Source organism: Saccharomonospora saliphila YIM 90502 (assembly GCF_000383795.1).
Taxonomy (GTDB): Bacteria; Actinomycetota; Actinomycetes; order Mycobacteriales; family Pseudonocardiaceae; genus Saccharomonospora; species Saccharomonospora saliphila.
In genome coordinates, this window is record NZ_KB912640.1 from 116,828 (window position 1) to 134,498 (window position 17,671).

A 17,671-nucleotide genomic window follows, 5' to 3' on the forward strand; every position below is an offset into this window, starting at 1 on the left:
GCCCGCCACCGGCGCGACCGCACCGGCGGACAGCCGCCACGGCGCCAGCACGGTCAGCACCCCCACCAGCCCGGCGCACAGGCCGGCCAGTTGGCGCCCACGGGGACGTTCGGCGCGCAGCGCCACCAGCGTGACCGCCGTGGTCATCAACGGTGTCGTGGCGTTGTAGATGCTGGCGAGCCCGGAGCTGATGCGCTGCTCGGCCCAGGCGAACAACGAGAAGGGAAGCACGCACAACAGCAGTGACACCACGCTGAGGTGCGCCCATGCCCGCGGCGCGCGCGGCAACCGGGCGCGGGTGATCGCCACCACCACCGCCAACGCCAGGGCGCCGAACGCCATCCGCCCGGCGACCACCTGCATCGGGGACAACCCCGTCAGCCCGACCTTGATGAACAGGAAGCTCGAACCCCACGCCAGCGCGAGCGCGAGGAACTGCAGCGGCAACCACCGGGTCCCGCTCGCCGTCGTGATGGACACGCCGTCACACACCGCCTTCGTCGCCCCGGGCGCCTGGTGCACGCCCCGGCAGTGATCACAACGCACCCGGGCCGTGCGGTTCCGGCGGAAATCGGCCGTGGTGGTCTGGTCCCGCGACCGGGCGACGGGGCAGGATCAGTGGGGACACGCGGAGGTGACGGTGTATCCGGACCAGCGGCCGCGCGGGCCGCCTACCGGTCGAGCGCGGCCGAATCCCGGTGGGCGGCCGACGGCGAGTAGCGGCCCCGCGGGCCGGGCGCGTATCCGCGGTCACGAAGCGCGGGGCAGGACGCAGAACTCGTTGCCGGACGGGTCGGTGAACACCGTCCACGGAAGCTCCGGCGCGGTACCGCTCCTGTTCGCCCCGAGTTCGGCGAGGCGGTCCAGCACCGTGTCGTCGTCGCGGCCGAGCCGCACATCGAGGTGCAGCCGGTTCTTCCCCCGCTTCGGCTCGGGCTCGGGGCAGAACTCCAGCAGCGGCCCGGTGCCGGACGGATGGCGGAGAGTGGCGGGGGCGATTCCGTCGACCCTGACCCACCCGGTGATCTCGGACCAGAACGCCGCGTCACGCTCCGGCGCGGCGCTGTCCAACGGCAGGGCCGCGATCGGCTCCGCACCGGCGTAGGAATCCCGGTGCTCCATCACGCAGAACGCATTGCCTTCCGGATCGGCGAGCACGACCCACGGGACCTCGCCCTGCCCTATGTCGGCGTGGACGGCGCCCAGCGCGAGCAGGCGCTCGACCACGGCACGCTGGCGGGCACCCCCCGCCAAGTCGAGGTGGAGGCGCGCCGGAGACGTCGACGGGGACGCGACCCGCTGAAAGCACAGATCGAGGAAGAAGTCGCCGGCGAAGGACAACCGGGCTTCGTAGTGGTCCGGGCGGTCCACGCGGGTGTCGGCGCCGAGTGCGGCGGCCCAGAACGCACCGAGCCGTCGCGGTTCGTGCGCGTCCCAGACGATGTTCTCCAGTCGCATGGACCGCGTCTACCAGGGCGCGAGCCCGACCGCAAGGGTGCCGGCCGGCAAGCCGGTGCCGCGTGCATGGCAGGCGCGAACGGGGCGCAATAGCCTCACGGGATGGGTACTGACATGCGAGCCACCGCCGGTGATCTCATCCATCCACGACGGCCGCCTTGAGGACTCAAGACGGCCGTCCGTCGGCAGCGAGAGCCAGGAGTCGAGGGGCGGAGTTTCGGTCACCCGTCGATGAGTTCGACTTGGCCACCGAGCGGTGCGTACTCCACCCGCACGTCCCGACCCGCTTCACTTTTCAGCCGGTGCGCCAACCGCCGACCGTCTGCGACCCAACTCGCCTCGTCTGCCGGTTCGGTCATGCCCGAGTCCTGCGGAGCGTGGTCGTTATAGGTGCGCTGCATCCGGTCGTTCCACTCGCCGATCTCGGCGAGCAGATCGTCACTGAGCTGTACGACCTCGTTAATGTCCTCCGGGCCGTAGTCGTCGGCCACGTCGCCATCGACCGACACCCACAAAGGACCCGCGAACCACTCGAACATCAACGTGACTTCTCTCGTCCGTTCACGACCGTTCACGATGATCCCTCAGCTTCTTCGTCATCGAGACCGGATTGGCCCCTACGATGTACCCATTGTCCGCCACTGACCGCCACTCTCCGAGCCTGCCCGCCCTCTCGCACTTCACGCGGCCATCGCGGGCACGGGCGATTCGCACCACCCGTTCCGGGCTGATCTTGTGTCCGGCTCGCCGGACCTCGGCGATCAACTCCGCGTCCGGAGAGGGCGGCGACGATAGAGGCTCGGCTGTCGGCTGCCGTCCGGCCGGATGCCCCGGCGCGGGTGCGACGCTCAGATTCGCCAGGTAGGCCCGGAGCAGAATCTCTACCCGATCACACGTCCTCTGTATGGAGGCGAGCTGATCCAGCGCCTGACTCATTCTGGCCACGGAATCGAGCAGTTCCGGAGCCCCGCTTCCCTGCGCGACTTCGGCCAGCACGGCCCGCGCCCGTTCGACACACTCCGACGCTTCGCGCAACGCGGGAACGGGCCGCGACGCGAGCACGTGGTCGACCGCCGTCGCCAGCTCCTCGACCGACAATGCACCCCCAGATGCGAGACCGACTACCCCGAGCCGTTGCCCGGGTTTTAGGAACCGGGTTGAGCGCGACCGGGTGGCATGCAGGAGCTCGCGGGCGTTGCCGCCCGTGGGAGAGAGTGTATGGCCGGACAGCGACAGCGGAGAGAAAGCGGAATAACGACACAAACGGCTTAACGCACGCCGAGCCGATCGGCGAGATCACGCAGCCGCGACGCGCGCGAGGCTGGAGTGCGCAGCAGATCGCGGGTCACGAACTTAATCAAAGTCTGGTGCTTCGCCCAGTCCGGCGCCATCCGTTCGGCAGCCGTGACCAAGTTCCCCGCTTGTTCATGCTGGCCGAGCCGGGTGTGCGCGAGCGCCCGGTCGGTGAGGTGCCGAGCGCGGGAAGCTAACGGCAGCGCTGCCGCCTCGTTCGGCATCATGTGGGCGGCCTTGAGCGCGCTCCCGTACTCTCCTGTCTGCACCCCCACATCGACGGACTGCATGGCGACCTGCGATGGACCGAATGCGGTCTGATAGTCGTCGCGGTCACCGCCCATCCGGTCGGCGACCTGGGCGCTTGCCGAGAGCAGATCCCGGGCCCGACTGCCCTTTTGTCCCCGGGCCGCCGCCGTCGCGGCCGTAAGCACGAGTGAGCCGTAGACGGACAGCTCCGGCAGACTCACCTCCCCACGGGGCTCGGCGGTTTCGGCAGTGCGGGTCGCGAGGGCCTCGGCTTCGGCGTAGCGCCCGGACACGAGTAGTTGCCAGGCCACGGAGCCGCGCAGAGTGGCGGCCAACAGCGGATCAGTGCCCTCGCCTGCGACCTCGACAGCCTGTCGGACGGCGAGAAGCGCGGCGTCGGACTGCTTCAGGTGCACCAACGTGCAGCCCGCGACCCAGTACCCGCGGGCGAGCAGTTCCGCCGCCGGTGGGCGTTGGATGTCATCCCCGGCGTCGACGGTGGCGCGCAGTGAGTGCAGCGCGGACGGCAGCAGGGCGGTGAGGTCGTCATAGCGGCCCGCCCAGTAGGTGCCCCACAAGTACGTGAGCGTGCGCTCCGCCTCGTGACGCGGCAGCGGATCTACCATGACAGCTGAGCTGCCGATCAGGTCGTCCACACCACTGACGGCGAACCGCAGCGCGGTGACGCCTTCCGCTTGGTCCTGTTCCGGCAGAGACGCCCGCCCTATGAGATCGGCGAGAGTGACGTCGAGAGCACGGGCGAGCCGATGCAGGCTCGCGACGCTGGCCGTGTTCCGGATGCCTTGTTCCAGCTTTCGAACGAGATCCACGGACACCCCGGCTCGCTCGGCGAGCTGACGCTGCGTGTAGAGCCTGCCGCGCAACTCCCGGACGCGCTCACCGATCGTCTTGCCCAACGCTTCGTCAACCATCTCAGGGCACCGCCTTCCTCCATTGAATCCCGCTCTGGCGAGAATAGCGATCATCCGACTGTGTGACGAGGTGCTAGACCGATTTCTCTATTATGTCGTACGCGAAGCATTCATGTCACATGCGGACACCGCTGCTACCGTTTACTCCGAACGTGTAGTCGGACGCACCGTCCTACCCGGCCTTCGGAAAACGCTCATAGCGTTTGTCACATGAACGGGGTCAGCGGCTGATGCCAACCGAATGCTCTCGGATTCAGGGCCTACCGGTACGACGGAGACCGTGACATCATCGGCCACCAGGACACCGATTCCGACGACGTCGTCGACGCCGGAATCTCGGTTTCGTATGACACACACAGCGGCCCGCACATCGATCGGGAGTGGGCCTGGTGATCGCGCGGGACCGGGAACTGCTGTGCCGGGCGGCCGAAGTGCTGCGCTCGTTCAGCCCAGTGGTGGTCGAGCTGATGGCCCACCAGGACGGCGGCGAACTGCCCGCCGCACTGGTGCGCGAGGTCGGCAACGCCTTGGGCACCCTCGCTTACGACTTCCTCGACCGCGCCGACGAACTCGACGCACACACGATCGACAGCCGAACCGTCGACGGTGGAGACGGTGCACGATGACCCACCGACGGTCCTGCTCGGCCGCCTCAGCGCCCACCCGCCGCGGTGGCCGACGGTGGACCCGGACGCGCCCGCCCTGCCCGCGCCGCGGGAGAGCGTGATGCGACGCGTCCTCGCCGCACTCAAGGCTTGGGGCACCACACCCTGCGCACACTGCGGGAACGAACCCGTCGCCCGGCCGGACATGCCACGCGGCACCATCGACGGCCGCTTCTGCGGCGGCTGCATCGCCCGATGCCTCGACGACTCCCAGCGCGACCACTGGTGCCCCATCGACGCCCTCGGCGCGGCAGGCGGGTGAACACTCCTCACCCGCCGTTCTGTGACCCGTACGGCCCACGCCGTGTGGTTCCCGGCTATACGCGTACCGCCCACCAGATGGAAGGGAGTAGGAGTGCCCCTCGATGCACGCCGCCCGGCGTCACTCCAAGAACACTTCGACGATCTTTATACGACGGTGTATTCCCTGATCGACGATGCGAAACAAGACTACGAGCTGCTGAAATTGTATAAGGGTTCGCATTCGGCATACGACCCTCATCCGGAGGTGTGCCAGTTCATGCGCTTCTTCGCACGCACGCACAAGGGCTTGTTCTCCTACGCCGTCGACAACCACCCGCCGATCCCGGACACTCTCGACGAGTTCGATGAGCATCGACTGCCGCGCATCAGTCTGCGTGCGGCGTTCGACCTGCTCGCGTCCACAGAGCGCCGTCCAGGTGAAACCATCGCCGAGTTCCTGTCCTTCCTCACCACCCGGCGGCACCGCTTGTCGCGGTACCGGGGCGGTTCGAGCGGGTACGGCGACGAGGCTCGCGCGGTCGCCGCAGCTCATTTCCGAAAGGCCGGTATACCGACCTCCCCGGACCAGGTGCTCGTCACGTGCGGCGGCGCCAAGGGAATCTTTCTGGAGTTCTGCGCCGCGTTGATGTGCCGCCATGAGTCCGAGCGTGTACACCGCATGTCCGGCCGGTTGCTTGCCCCGTCTGGCTATTATCAGTCGCTGCGGGTGGTGGCGCCCCTGTTCGGCGGCACCCTCGACTGTGTCGACCAGCTCACCGGGTCCGCTGTCTCGGACTGGTTGGCCGAGACCAGCACTGTGCGCGGACGGGCCCTGTACGTGCCCCTGGTCAACAATGTCGACGGGCGCGTACTGGAACGGGACCGCGCCCACGGCATCGCGGCCACGGTGCTCGAACACAATCGGCGCAACCCGAACAATCCGGTTCACGTGCTCGGCGATGACGTGTACGTCGCCTCGTATCTCGACGGTTCAGTCACGCCCACACCGATCGGGTCGGTGACCGGCGACGAGCTCGGTGACCCCGCGTTGGGCGGCATGCACTACTGGACCGTGTCGGTGGTGACCAGTTCGAAAACGTTCGCGCTGCCGACCAGCCGGGTCGCGTTCGCCACCACCGCGAACCCGGCGTTGCGGGCAGGCATGGACCACTACCGCACCATGCTGTCGCACGGCCGCGTGCCACAAGGCGACGAGCTGGCCGCCGCGGCCGCATTGTGCCTGACACCAGCCGCGTGGATCGACGGCTGGAACCGCCACTATGCCCGGCGCGTGGAGTGGCTACGCACCCAGCTGGCCCTGCTCAATCACGAACTTGGCCAGCTGGCGTTCCACCTCACACCCCCGCAAGGCGGGTGGTACGCCGCGCTGCGGATCAGCGCCGAACTGTTCGACGATACTCGGGTGCGCAGCAGCGTGCATGCACTTGCCGTCCTGCTGCATTATGGCTGCGATCAGCCGAGCAGCGGAATCGCCATGCTGCCCGGCGAGCTCGCGGGATACACGGTCGACCCCTCCCGGCCGGAGTTCGTGCTGCGCGCCAACCTCGCCGTATCCGACGACGAGCGCGTCCAGTTCGTCGACCGGCTTCGCGACTGTGCCCACCACCTACGCGGCCCCGATGCCCGGCGGGTCATCGACCACGCTTTGAAACGGGCACATGCGGCCGTCGATCTTGACCGGATTGCCGCCTGATCCGGCTGGCCTGTCGCCCGCCACAGGCACCTCCACACCCGCTACGATCCCACATCTAGTGGTCCAGTCCACCGGGCACACCCATCTATTGTAGGAACAGGAGTTTCATGTCGCAGGTCACCGTCGCCGAGACCAGTGTTGTCGGCTCCCCGCGCCGTCTGCCTCGCGTGCGCAGCGGCTACCGAGTCGACGTCGAGATCAGCGGCACCGCATTCGGCTTCACCATCACCGTCGACGACCGCAACTGTCTCGGTACGGTCGACATCGACCATTCCAAGCACGGCACCTTCAGCAACGGACTCACGGCCGCGCTGGCCGAGTTGCTCTCCACCGCCCTGGCGCACGGCATGACCGTGAACGAGTTCGTGCACCGATTTCTGCACACCCGGTTCGAACCGTTCGGAATCACCAGCGGCGACCCCGACATCGACTGGGCATCCAGCCCGATGGACTACCTCGCCCGCCGCCTCGCGATCGACTTCCTGCCGCTTCGGCAACAGGTCGAGCTCGGCATCACACGCCCAAACTCCGAGGCTCCGACCTGGTGAGCCAAGAGGGGTCCCCCGAGGTCCGGGGCGGGCCGGGCGTCGCTGCCCACTACAACCGGCTCGCCCCGGACTTCACCCGCCACTGGTCCTACAGCGACACGTTCGTCGACTGGATGACCGGCCGCCTCGTCGCTCACACAGCGATCGGCGCCGACTCCCACCTGCTCGACGTCGGCTCCGGACCCGCGCTGTACAGCCGTCGACTCGCCGAACACACCCGCCACCCAGTGGTGTGCGTCGACCCGTCAGCGGCGATGCTCACCCACATCCCCGACACGCCGCGGCTGGTACCCGTCCACGCCACCGCCCAAGCCGTCGCCCGCGGTGAGGCGGAGCTACCGCACCGCGAGTTCGACGCCATCCTGGTGAAAGAAGCCCTACATCATGTGCCGCGTGGCGCGCGCGGCCCTACGGTGCGTGGCTTGGCCAGCCTCCTGGCCCCGCACGGCCGCCTGGTCGTGGTCATGATGCCTACGCACGACTGTGGGCATCCCCTGTTCAGCGCGGCGCTACGCAAGCTCGGACAGGCCCGGTTCACCCCCGAGACAGTGGCCGGCATGCTGGCCGACTCCGGACGTGCCGTGCACATCCACCAGGACGCGTTCCCGGTCACCATGCCCACCGCCCGCTACCTCGACATGGTCGGCGCCCGATACCTGACGCTGCTGGAACACTTCACCGACACCGAACTCGACGCGGGCGTCACCGAGATCCGACGCGCACATCCGGGTGACACGGTCACGTTCACCGACCGATACACAGTCCTCGTCGCGCACTGACCATGTCTGACCACCGAAAGCAACCCGGACCACCATTGATCACGTCGTCCAGGTGTCTCAGCCCCGTCTCCACGGGAACGTCCCGTGCGCCACGTGGGCGGTGACGTGTTCGGGTTCGACCCGCGCGTTGTGCCGCTGTCACTCGGCACTGAGCACGAAGAGCAGGAAGCTCGGGCTGGTGGCGAGGAAGGGATACTCGTCCGGGAACAGCTCGCGGGCGGCAGGCACGGGCTGTGGCTCGTTGAGGGTGGTGATCCGGAAGCCGGCCGCGGTGAAGGCGTCGGTCATCGCGTGCAGCGGGCGGTTCCAGAAGCTCATCGGGACGCTGTGCCCGCCCATGGTCCATTCTTCGGTCCAGTTGTAGGTCTCGAAGTAGTCGGTCCGACGCCCGGACAGGCGGTCAATGCAGTGGATGGCGAAGGGATGGTCGACGGACACGATCAGGCGCCCGCCGGTCGTCAGCACGCGCCGCAGCTCGGCGACCGGCGGTCCCCAATCCTCCAGATAATGCAGCACCAGCGACGCCATGACGTCGTCGAACGCGCCGTCGGCGAACGGCAGCGGGTCACGCAGGTCGGCCACCCGCAGGTCCGCGTCGTCACCGAGTCGCCGCCGTGCCAGTTCCAGCATCCCGGCGCTGGCGTCGACGCCGGTCACGTCGGCTCCCCGGTCGCGCAGCGCCGCGAACAACGGGCCCGAACCACACCCGGCGTCCAGAATCCGCCGCCCGGCCACGTCCCCGGCCAGCGCCAGGACGGCGGGCCGCTCGTAATAGGCGTTGGTGATCCCGGCCTCGTTCTCGGCCGCATACGCCTCGGCGAAACCGTCGTAGTCGTTCACGCGGGATGCGGGGTCGGGCTCGACGGGATTCCCGGGCGCGGTGGGCATGCTGGCCATCCTGCCGCGCCAGGCCCGGGCGGTCGAGTGGCCGCGTCCGTGGACAGGGCCGTTGGGCCTCTCCCCGGCCGGTTCAACCGCATCCCGGCTGCGTCGGCCGTTCTACGATGAGCGCGGCCGACCTCCCCACAGCCCCAGAGACGAGGATCCCGCCGGATGCCCCACGACATCGACTTCGCCGGTGCCCGCTGCTACGCCATCCCGATGCGTACCCGGTTCCGGGGCATCACCGTGCGCGAGGGGATGCTGGTGGAAGGTCCCGCCGGGTGGGGCGAGTTCTGCCCGTTCACCGACTACGACGACGCCACGTCCGCCGCATGGCTGGCGACCGCGATCGAACAGTGCACCGTCGGCTGGCCGGAACCCGTGCGCGAGCGTATTCCGGTCAACTGCACCGTGCCCGCCGTCGGCCCGGAGCGCGCCCACGCCATCGCCGCGAACTCCGGGTGCCGCACCGCCAAGGTGAAGGTCGCCGACCACCCCGGCTCGCTGGCCGAGGACCTCACCCGCGTCGAGGCGGTCCGGGACGCGCTCGGGCCGGGCGGGGCCGTCCGGGTGGATGCCAACGCGGTCTGGGACGTCGACACCGCCGTGTCCCACATCGGCAGCCTCGACAAGGCCGCGGGCGGTCTGGAGTACGTGGAGCAGCCCTGCCGCACCGTCGAGGAACTGGCCGCCGTCCGGCGCCGGGTCGACGTGCCCATCGCGGCCGACGAGTCGATCCGCCGTGCCGAGGACCCGCTGCGGGTGGCCGTCGCGGGCGCGGCCGACGTCGCGGTGATCAAGTGCGCGCCGCTCGGCGGGGTGCGGCGCTCCCTCGGGGTCGCCGAGGCCGCGGGGCTGCCGTGTGTGGTCTCCTCGGCACTGGAGACCAGCGTCGGGCTGGCCGCCCAGGTCGCGCTCGCCGCCGCCCTGCCGGAGCTGGATTTCGCGTGCGGACTCGGCACACTCTCCCTGCTGGAGGGCGACCTCGTGTCCGGCCCCGGGTCGCTGCGGCCGGTGGACGGCTACCTCCCCGTGCCGCGAACCCCGCCCGAGCCCGACCCCACCCTGCTCGACACCTACGCATCCAGCGACCTCGAACGGACCGCCTGGTGGCGCGACCGCCTCACCCGCGTCCGCACCGCCCACGAAGCCACGACCGCGTCAGGCTGACCTCACTAGGCACAGGTGCGTTCGACAACTCGATCGGGTGTCACCCGATGCACGGGTCTGTTCGCGGCGTCCTGTCCCGGCGCCCGCGACGGAGCGTGTAATACCCGGCAGGCCCGGCAATCCAAGGGCCCAGCACCGCCCGACGGAAGGGGATGTCGATGCGCATCTTCCTCGCCGACAGCTTCCCGGACACCTCCCGCTCGGCACTCGCCGACCGCGGGCACGACTGCGCCTACGAGCCGGACACCACCGCGGGCGCGCTGGCGGAACGGCTGCCCGGCCACGACGTGCTCGTGGTGCGCAGCACCAAGGTCACCGCCGAGACCATCGAGGCCGCCGCTGACACACTGCGGCTGGTGATCCGCGCGGGCTCGGGCACCGACACCATCGACCGCGACGCCGCCGCCGCGCGCGGAATCTGCGTGTGCAACGTGCCGGGGCGCAACGCGCCGGCCGTGGCCGAGCTGGCGTGTGCGCTGCTGCTGGCCATCGACCGCAATATCGCCGACGCCGTCGCCGACCTACGCGCCGGGCGCTGGGACAAGAAGCGGTACTCGCAGGCGCGCGGGATCACCGGCCGCAGCGTCGGCGTCGTCGGGCTGGGCCGCATCGGGCTGGCCTTCGCCGAACGGATCGCGGCCTTCGGCGCCGACGTCGCCACCGTCGCCCGGCCGGGGCGCGACGAGGACACGCTGGCCCGCGCCCGGGCGATCGGGGTGCGGTTCGTGGACGACCTGGACACCCTCGCCGCCGCCTGCGACGTGCTGTCACTGCACCTGCCCGCCACCGAAGACACCCGCGGGTTGGTGAACCGGGACCTGCTGGCGCGGATGCGCCCGGGCACGATCCTGCTCAACACCGCCCGCGCGGAGCTGGTCGACGAGGTCGCGCTCCTCGAAGCGATGGAGGACAAGGGCCTGCGCGCGGGCCTCGACGTGTTCTCCGACGAGCCGGGCACGGGCACCGGCACGATCGACTCGCGGCTCGCCGCCCACCCGAACGTGTACGGCACGCACCACATCGGCGCCTCCACCGAGCAGGCGCAGCACGCCGTGGCCGCCGAGGTGGTGCGCATCGTCGACGACTTCGCCGAGGGCACGGTGGATCACTGCGTCAACCTGGACGCCGTGCTGCGGTCCGGCAGCCTGGCGGCTCCGCTGCGCGTGGGCGACACAACGTGAGTGCGGCGCATGAACGGGAGACCACTGCCGCGCCCCAGCCGCGGCACGGCGCGAGTGCCCTCGTCAGGCCGGGCAATCCATGGGTCATCACCGGCGGCGACGCGGACGAGCACGACGGGCCTCTCGCGCCGTCCCGGATCGCCCGGCTGCGCAGCGAGGGTGTGCTGAGGCGTCCCCCCGGCGTGGTGGTCTACCGGCTGGAGTCCGGCGGGCACCGGCAGACCGGGGTGGTCGTCGACGTCTCCGTGGACGCCTACCGCAACGGAGCTGTCCGCAGACACGAAGCGACCGATCCCGATCGCGAACGCAGGCTGGCCGAGTTCGCCGAGACCACGAAGACCGAGCAGGTGCCGGTCATGTTGATGCATTCCCCGCGCGCTTCGCTGGAGGAACTGCTGGACGAGGTCACCACGCGCCCGCCCGAGGTGCGCCTCGCCGCCGGGAACGGTCCCGCGCACAGCGTCTGGTTCGCCACCGCGCCCGCGCTGGTGCGCGCGATCCACCACGAACTCGCCGGGATCGGCACCTGCTACATCGCCGACGGTCACCACCGGATGGCGGCCGCCGCGCGGTACTCCGGCGGGCCGACCGGCACGGGAGCGGACGACGCGGCCCGTACCCTCGCCGCGTTGTTCCCGAGCGCGCGGATGCGCATCCTCGGCTACCACCGCTATGTCACCCTCCCACCCGGGCGATCCGTGCCCGACCTTCTCGGCGCGATCGCCGCGCAGCCCGTGACCGCGCATCTGGAGGAGTGCTCGCCCACCGAGGCGGTGGGGACCGAACCCGGCGTCGCCGGGCTGCACCTGCACGGCCACTGGTACCGGCTGTGGTTACGCCCTCAGACGGAACGCGAGGACGACGGGGCTGACGCCGGAGCTCCGGACGCGCGTGCCGCCCTGGATGTCGTCGCGCTCGACGAGGGGATCCTCGCGCCGGTGCTGGGCATCGGCCGGGTCGATGCGGACGCCGGCGTCACGCCGTTCCACGACGACGAGAACCCGGCCGAGATCCACCGCTGGTGTGCCGAGCACGACGCGATGGCTTTCCTGCTGCACCCCCCGACCGTGGAACAGGTGATGGCCGTCGCGGACGCGGGCGCGGTGATGCCCCCGAAGTCGACCTTCTTCACCCCGAAGGCCTGCGCGGGCCTGTTCGTCCGCGAGCTGGCCTAGCTCCCGTGCTCAGGCGGATTCGGCACGGCGGCGAGCCCGACCGGAGAAGTCAGCACCGCGGCCCGCCCTGGCCGCGCACCTTGACAACGTACAACTGACTGGTTGTACGATTGACTTGTGACCGAGAAGGACGAGGAACGGGCCGATGCCCTGTTTCACGCGCTCGCCGACCGCACCCGCCGCGACATCATGCGCAGGGTGCTGGCCGGGGAGCACTCGGTCTCCGCGCTCGCGGCGGAGTACGACATGAGTTTCGCCGCGGTGCAGAAGCACGTCGCCGTGCTGGAGAAGGCCGGACTACTCGCCAAGCGGCGCAGTGGTCGCGAGCAGTTGGCCAGTGGGGACGTGACGGCGGTGCGGTCGGTGGCGTCCATGCTCATCGAGCTGGAGCAGATCTGGCGTGGCCGTATCGCGCGCATCGACGAGCTGATCGCGACTGACTCCATGACCGATCTCAACGAGAAGGAATGACACGATGCCTGTCATCGACACCAAACACGACCTGGACGACCGGACCCTGACGATCACCGCCGAGTTCGACGCACCGGTGCGGCGGATCTGGCAGATCTACGCGGACCCGCGCCAGCTCGAGAAGATCTGGGGTCCCCCGACCTACCCGGCGACCGTCGTCGAGCACGACCTCACGCCCGGTGGACGGGTGACCTACTACATGACCAGCCCCGAGGGCGAGAAATTCGCGGGGTACTGGAACGTGACCGCGGTCGACGAGCCACGGAGCTTCTCGTTCGAGGACGGATTCGCCGACCTCGACTTCAACCCGAACCCGGAGCTACCGGTCTCGACCAACGTCTACACCTTCACCGAACACGACGGCCGCACGCGCGCTACCTACGTCTCGACCTTCGAGAGCGCGGACGCTCTGCAGAAGGTGCTGGACATGGGCATCGTCGAGGGCGCCACCGGTGCGATCAACCAGATCGACACGTTCCTCGCGTCCTGAGCCACCGGCCAGGAGGACGCACCGGCCGCGTGGCGGGGCGGTGTTTCGACATCGCCCGCCGACAGAGGGAAGCCGCGGGACCGCCATATCGATCCGAGCGATCATATGTCGGTCCCGGTTTCCTCCTGACACCGCTGCCGCACGACGTCCGATCCGGCTCACGCGGCGAGGCGCAGCGAGAGACTCCAGCACAGCTGCTTCTCGTGCAGCGTCGGATAGGCGTCCAGGGCGCGCTCCTGTCCTCGGTCAACCGGAGAGTCATCGCCATGGCAACGATGTTGCCATTCTGGTATCAAGATCATCCGAGAAACGGAACGCACCAGGACGTGACGGACGTGATCACCAGGGGACGACGCCCTCGTCGTTGAAGAAGCCGCCGCGTGGTCCGTCGTCCGGCAGGGTGGCGAGCCGGATCGCGATCGCGGCCCCCTGCTCGGGCGTCCGCATGCCGTTGAAGCCGGTGAACTCGGTCGCGACGTAACCGGGGCAGCCGGCGTTCACGAGGATGTGCGTGTCGGCGAGGCTGCGGGCGTACTGCACCGTGATGCTGTTGAGCATCGACTTCGACGGCGCGTACGCGGCCATGACCGGGCCGGTCCGCAGGGTCAACGAGCCCATGTCGCTGGACATGTTGACGATGCGCGGTGCCTCCGCACGGCGGAGCAGCGGCAGCATCGCGTTCGTCACCCGGACGACCCCGAACACGTTCGTGTCGAGGACGGTGCGGACGACGTCGAGATCGAGCGTCGTCGGGTCCTGCGCGCCACCCTCGGCCCGGCCGGCGATGCCCGCGTTGTTGACGAGCACGTCGAGCCGCCCCGCCACTCGCTCGACGGTCGCCGCCGCCGCGGCGACGCTCTCGTCGGAGGTGACGTCGAGGGCGAGTCCGAACGCGTCGCCGCCCGCCGCACGCAGTTTCCCCACCGCCTCCTCGCGCCGGCCGTCGTCGCGGGCCCCCACCGCGACCGTGCAGCCGAGCTCCCCGAGCCCTTGTGCGATGGCGAAGCCGATTCCTTTGTTCGCGCCGGTGACGAGCGCGGTCTTCGTGGCGTTCACGCCATCCATGGTCGGCGGGCCGCGCGTACGGTGTCCAAGACCGATCCGGTAGGCCGTGATACTCATCAGGTATCAGTCGGTAGGCTCCGTCGCGTGGACGACCTCGAAACCCGTGAGCTGCGGTATTTCGTCGCCGTGGCCGAGGAGCTGCACTTCGGACGCGCCGCCGAGCGGCTCGGAATCGCCCAACCGCCGCTGTCCCGCGCGATCCGCCGACTCGAACAGCGGCTCGGTGTCCGGCTCCTCGACCGAAACCGCCAGGGTGTGGCGCTCACTGACGCGGGCAGGGTGCTGCTCCGCGAGGCCGCGGCAGCCCTGGACGTGGTCGCGGCCGCCGCGCGCCGGACGCGGCGCGCCGGGGATCCGCAGCGGCCGCTAATGCTCGCCTCGAAGTCCGGGGCCTCCCACGAGCTGCTGCGTCGACTCCTCGACGGGTTCGCGGGCGAACCCGGTGCGGCACCGGTCGAGGTCTCCCTGTGCGAGATCGGCGAACAGGCACAGCTGCTCCGCGACGGGCGCGCCGACGTGGCACTCATGCATCGCCCGTTCGACGACCTCGCCGGGTTCGACACCGAGGAACTCCGCGTCGAAGGTCAGGTCGCGATCCTGCCCGCGGGGCATCGGCTCGCCTCCCGCGAGCAGCTCACACTCGCGGAGGTCCGCGACGTACCGGACCTGCCGCTCGCCCGGTGGCCCCGGCTCGACGGGTCCTATCCGGACGGTCCTGGGCCGGAGGTGCGCACCCAGTCGCAGCTGGCCCAGCTCGTGGCGCTCGGCAGGGCACTGCTCGTCATCCCGTCCTCCAGCCGCGCCTGGCAGTGGCCCGACCACGTCGCGGTGCCCGTCGTCGACGCGCCGGAGGTCACCACGGTGCTGGCGTGGCCGCCGAGCGGCCACTCCCCGGCGGTCGCCGCGCTCGTCCGCGCAGCGGCCGGGCTCCGCGACACCGCGCTGCACCTACCTTCCCTCCCGCCTCAGCGGGAAGGGCGAGGCGACAGCACGGAGGGCCCGGAACAATGACGTTCGCGCCGAAGACGATCACTCGAAGTCCACCGCTCGCGCGACGTCGCTTCGCTCGGGGATCAGGAGGTCGTCGACACCCCCGGCGTCCTGCACCGCTCGCATGAGCGCCAAGCCGATATGGGGCCTGCACAGCGGACAGGCAGGTCGGCGAGGCGGACAGCCCCGCAGCTCATGCCACAGGGCCTGAACTCGACTACACGTTGAAGCGGAACTCGACCACGTCGCCGTCGGACATGACGTAGTCCTTGCCCTCCATGCGGACCTTGCCCGCCGCGCGGGCGGCGGCCATCGACCCGGCCTCCACGAGGTCGCCGTAGGAAATGATCTCGGCCTTGATGAAACCGCGCTGGAAATCGGTGTGGATCGCGCCTGCCGCCTCGGGAGCGGTCGCGCCCTTCGGGATGGTCCAGGCGCGGGCCTCCTTCGGCCCGGCGGTGAGGTAGGTCTGCAGACCGAGCGTGTGGAACCCGGCGCGGGCCAGCGCGTGCAGCCCGGGTTCGGACTGGCCCACCGACTCCAGCAACTCCAGCACTTCAGCCTCGTCGTCCAGCTCAAGCAGCTCCGACTCCACCTTCGCGTCGAGGAACACCGCGTCGGCCGGGGCGACCAGCTTGGCCAGCTCGGCGCGCTTGTCCTCGTCGGTGAGCACGCCCTCGTCGGCGTTGAACACGTACAGGAACGGCTTGGTCGTGAGCAGGCTCAGCTCGCGCAGCCCGTCGAGGTCGAGCTCGGACTGCGCGGCGAACAACGTCCTGCCCGAGTCGAGGATCTCCTTGGCCCGCTTGGCGTTGTCGAGCGCGGGCCGGTTCTCCTTCTTCGTCCGCGCTTCCTTCTCCATCCGGGGAAGCGCCTTGTCCAGGGTCTGGAGGTCGGCCAGGATCAGCTCGGTGTTGATCGTCTCGATGTCCGACATCGGGTCGATGCGGCCGTCGACGTGCGTGACGTCGGCGTCGTCGAACACGCGGATGACCTGGCAGATGGCGTTGGCCTCACGAATGTTGGCGAGGAATTTGTTGCCCAGGCCCGCGCCCTCGGAGGCGCCCTTGACGATACCGGCGATGTCCACGAACGACACCGTGGCGGGCACGGTCTTGGCCGAGTGGAACATCTCGGCCAGCGTGTCCAGCCGGGGGTCCGGCAGCGGCACGACACCGACGTTCGGCTCGATGGTGGCGAACGGGTAGTTCGCCGAGAGCACGTCGTTGCGGGTCAGGGCGTTGAACAGGGTCGACTTGCCCACGTTGGGCAGGCCGACGATGCCGAGGGTGAGACTCACGACTGGCCAGTGTACGTGCCGGTGACAGCGCAGGTGCCGGCCGCCGCCATCGTCGGCCGCCGAGGTTTCGAGCCCGTGGCTCGTCAGCCGTCGTCGTCCTCGCCGCCCTGTTCCTCGCCGCCCTCGTTCTCGTCGCCTTCGTTCTGGCCGCCGCCCTCGTTCTCGCCGCCGTCCTGCTGGCCCTCGCCGCCGTAACCGCCGCCGTTGTCCTCCTGCTGGTTGCCGCCGTCGTCACGCACGGGCTCGTCACACGCCGCCGACGACAAGCCCACGGCCGCCACGGCGGCGGCGATCGCGGCCGCGGTACGGAAGGGTCGACGCTGCATCTGGGAAGTCATACGCCGACCGTAGAAGGTGGCACCGGGACGCGCACCTCGGCCGCGATGTCCGATTCCCGCGAGCCGGAGCCTCGACCTGCTGGCACGATCGACGGCATGGCCCAGCTCACCGACGCGGCACCCGCCCCGCCCAGCGCAGTCTGGCGGGACACCGAGCGGTGCCTGCGCGCCGTGCGCTCGCGCGATGCCCGGTTCGACGGCCAGTTCGTCGTCGCGGTGCGCACCACCGGCATCTACTGCCGTCCTTCCTGCCCGGCCGTGACGCCGCAGGCCGCCAACGTCGAGTTTCTGCCGACCTCGGCGGCTGCCCAAACGCGCGGTTACCGGGCATGCCGTCGGTGCCTGCCGGACGCGGTTCCCGGCTCCCCCGAGTGGAACACCCGCGCCGATCTCGCCGCCCGCGCGATGCGTCTGATCGGCGACGGGGTCGTGGAGCGCGCGGGCGTGCCCGGACTGGCCCGTGCACTGGGCTACTCCACCCGCCAGCTCGGCCGCGTACTCACCGCCGAACTCGGCGCGGGGCCACTCGCCCTCGCCCGGGCCCACCGCGCGCACGCCGCCCGCCTGCTCGTCGAGCTGTCCGACCTGTCCCTCACCGACGCCGCCTTCGCCGCCGGGTTCGCCAGCGTGCGGCAGTTCAACGACACGATCCGCGAGGTGTTCGCCCGCACGCCGTCGGAATTGCGTGCCGCCGCCGCCCGGCGCGGACTCCGGCCACCGGCGGAGCG

21 protein-coding genes are annotated in these 17,671 nt (G+C 69.9%); 12 read left to right on the forward strand and 9 right to left on the reverse strand.

Translation table 11 applies throughout. The features are described 5' to 3' along the window. The 5 genes from SACSA_RS0105650 to SACSA_RS0105670 all read right to left on the reverse strand — a co-directional run. A partial coding sequence (locus SACSA_RS0105650; protein WP_157596672.1) for a DMT family transporter occupies positions 1 to 480 on the reverse strand: 480 nt, incomplete at its 3' end. 270 nt (positions 481 to 750) lie between these two features. After that, positions 751 to 1,458, reverse strand: coding sequence for a VOC family protein (locus SACSA_RS0105655; protein WP_019814196.1), 708 nt, complete (start codon positions 1,456 to 1,458; stop codon positions 751 to 753). 221 nt (positions 1,459 to 1,679) lie between these two features. Further along, complete coding sequence (locus SACSA_RS0105660; protein WP_019814197.1) at positions 1,680 to 1,997, reverse strand: hypothetical protein; 318 nt, start codon at positions 1,995 to 1,997, stop codon at positions 1,680 to 1,682. Positions 1,998 to 2,019: 22 nt separating this feature from the next. Further along, complete coding sequence (locus tag SACSA_RS21705) at positions 2,020 to 2,556, reverse strand: hypothetical protein (RefSeq protein ID WP_019814198.1); 537 nt, start codon at positions 2,554 to 2,556, stop codon at positions 2,020 to 2,022. Between the two features lie 170 nt (positions 2,557 to 2,726). Then, positions 2,727 to 3,932: a helix-turn-helix domain-containing protein gene (locus SACSA_RS0105670; RefSeq protein ID WP_019814199.1), complete on the reverse strand. Its 1,206-nt coding sequence runs from the start codon at positions 3,930 to 3,932 to the stop codon at positions 2,727 to 2,729. 389 nt (positions 3,933 to 4,321) lie between these two features. Here SACSA_RS0105670 and SACSA_RS0105675 point away from each other — a divergent pair, with 389 nt between their 5' ends. The 5 genes from SACSA_RS0105675 (at position 4,322) to SACSA_RS0105695 (ending at position 7,881) form a co-directional block, all read left to right on the forward strand. Continuing rightward, entirely contained in the window at positions 4,322 to 4,558 is a 237-nt protein-coding gene (locus tag SACSA_RS0105675) for a hypothetical protein (RefSeq protein ID WP_048876496.1), read from the forward strand. Continuing rightward, positions 4,539 to 4,859 carry a hypothetical protein gene (locus SACSA_RS0105680; RefSeq protein WP_019814201.1) on the forward strand — a complete coding sequence of 107 codons (321 nt, stop codon included), beginning with the start codon at positions 4,539 to 4,541 and terminating at the stop codon, positions 4,857 to 4,859. The genes SACSA_RS0105675 and SACSA_RS0105680 overlap by 20 nt, the downstream gene beginning before the upstream one ends. A 93-nt stretch (positions 4,860 to 4,952) precedes the next feature. After that, positions 4,953 to 6,554 carry an aminotransferase class I/II-fold pyridoxal phosphate-dependent enzyme gene (locus tag SACSA_RS0105685; protein WP_157596625.1) on the forward strand — a complete coding sequence of 534 codons (1,602 nt, stop codon included), beginning with the start codon at positions 4,953 to 4,955 and terminating at the stop codon, positions 6,552 to 6,554. A gap of 107 nt (positions 6,555 to 6,661) precedes the next feature. Continuing rightward, positions 6,662 to 7,102 carry a TSCPD domain-containing protein gene (locus SACSA_RS0105690; RefSeq protein WP_019814202.1) on the forward strand — a complete coding sequence of 147 codons (441 nt, stop codon included), beginning with the start codon at positions 6,662 to 6,664 and terminating at the stop codon, positions 7,100 to 7,102. Continuing rightward, on the forward strand, positions 7,099 to 7,881 hold the full coding sequence (locus SACSA_RS0105695; protein WP_019814203.1) for a class I SAM-dependent methyltransferase: 783 nt from the start codon (positions 7,099 to 7,101) through the stop codon (positions 7,879 to 7,881). The genes SACSA_RS0105690 and SACSA_RS0105695 overlap by 4 nt, the downstream gene beginning before the upstream one ends. 138 nt (positions 7,882 to 8,019) lie before the next feature. Here the strand turns inward: SACSA_RS0105695 and SACSA_RS0105700 are convergent, their stop codons facing one another. Continuing rightward, on the reverse strand, positions 8,020 to 8,769 hold the full coding sequence (locus SACSA_RS0105700) for a class I SAM-dependent methyltransferase (RefSeq protein ID WP_019814204.1): 750 nt from the start codon (positions 8,767 to 8,769) through the stop codon (positions 8,020 to 8,022). Positions 8,770 to 8,934: 165 nt separating this feature from the next. On the opposite strand from SACSA_RS0105700, the gene SACSA_RS0105705 reads away from it, so the two are divergent. The 5 genes from SACSA_RS0105705 (at position 8,935) to SACSA_RS0105725 (ending at position 13,250) form a co-directional block, all read left to right on the forward strand. Continuing rightward, the gene (locus tag SACSA_RS0105705) at positions 8,935 to 9,933 is read left to right on the forward strand and encodes an o-succinylbenzoate synthase (protein WP_019814205.1); all 999 of its coding nucleotides are present in this window, start codon (positions 8,935 to 8,937) and stop codon (positions 9,931 to 9,933) included. A 152-nt stretch (positions 9,934 to 10,085) separates the two neighbouring features. Then, positions 10,086 to 11,114: an NAD(P)-dependent oxidoreductase gene (locus SACSA_RS0105710; protein ID WP_019814206.1), complete on the forward strand. Its 1,029-nt coding sequence runs from the start codon at positions 10,086 to 10,088 to the stop codon at positions 11,112 to 11,114. Further along, positions 11,111 to 12,289, forward strand: coding sequence for a DUF1015 family protein (locus SACSA_RS21710; RefSeq protein WP_019814207.1), 1,179 nt, complete (start codon positions 11,111 to 11,113; stop codon positions 12,287 to 12,289). Before SACSA_RS0105710 ends, SACSA_RS21710 begins: the two co-directional genes overlap by 4 nt. A gap of 117 nt (positions 12,290 to 12,406) precedes the next feature. After that, positions 12,407 to 12,760 carry an ArsR/SmtB family transcription factor gene (locus tag SACSA_RS0105720; protein WP_019814208.1) on the forward strand — a complete coding sequence of 118 codons (354 nt, stop codon included), beginning with the start codon at positions 12,407 to 12,409 and terminating at the stop codon, positions 12,758 to 12,760. 4 nt (positions 12,761 to 12,764) lie between these two features. Then, on the forward strand, positions 12,765 to 13,250 hold the full coding sequence (locus tag SACSA_RS0105725; RefSeq protein ID WP_019814209.1) for an SRPBCC family protein: 486 nt from the start codon (positions 12,765 to 12,767) through the stop codon (positions 13,248 to 13,250). 339 nt (positions 13,251 to 13,589) lie between these two features. On the opposite strand, the gene SACSA_RS0105730 is transcribed toward SACSA_RS0105725, so the two are convergent. Further along, positions 13,590 to 14,315, reverse strand: a complete 726-nt coding sequence (locus tag SACSA_RS0105730) for an SDR family oxidoreductase (RefSeq protein WP_019814210.1) — start codon at positions 14,313 to 14,315, stop codon at positions 13,590 to 13,592. An 84-nt stretch (positions 14,316 to 14,399) separates the two neighbouring features. Here SACSA_RS0105730 and SACSA_RS0105735 point away from each other — a divergent pair, with 84 nt between their 5' ends. Continuing rightward, positions 14,400 to 15,326 (forward strand): LysR family transcriptional regulator, encoded by a 927-nt coding sequence (locus SACSA_RS0105735; RefSeq protein WP_019814211.1) that lies wholly within the window; start codon positions 14,400 to 14,402, stop codon positions 15,324 to 15,326. A 196-nt stretch (positions 15,327 to 15,522) separates the two neighbouring features. Here SACSA_RS0105735 and ychF read toward each other — a convergent pair whose 3' ends face one another. Beyond that, positions 15,523 to 16,605 (reverse strand): redox-regulated ATPase YchF, encoded by a 1,083-nt coding sequence (ychF, locus tag SACSA_RS0105745; RefSeq protein ID WP_019814213.1) that lies wholly within the window; start codon positions 16,603 to 16,605, stop codon positions 15,523 to 15,525. A gap of 83 nt (positions 16,606 to 16,688) precedes the next feature. Next, positions 16,689 to 16,943, reverse strand: a complete 255-nt coding sequence (locus tag SACSA_RS25755) for a hypothetical protein (RefSeq protein ID WP_019814214.1) — start codon at positions 16,941 to 16,943, stop codon at positions 16,689 to 16,691. Between the two features lie 96 nt (positions 16,944 to 17,039). Here SACSA_RS25755 and SACSA_RS21715 point away from each other — a divergent pair. Further along, on the forward strand, positions 17,040 to 17,671 hold a 632-nt coding region (locus SACSA_RS21715; protein ID WP_019814215.1), incomplete at its 3' end, for an Ada metal-binding domain-containing protein.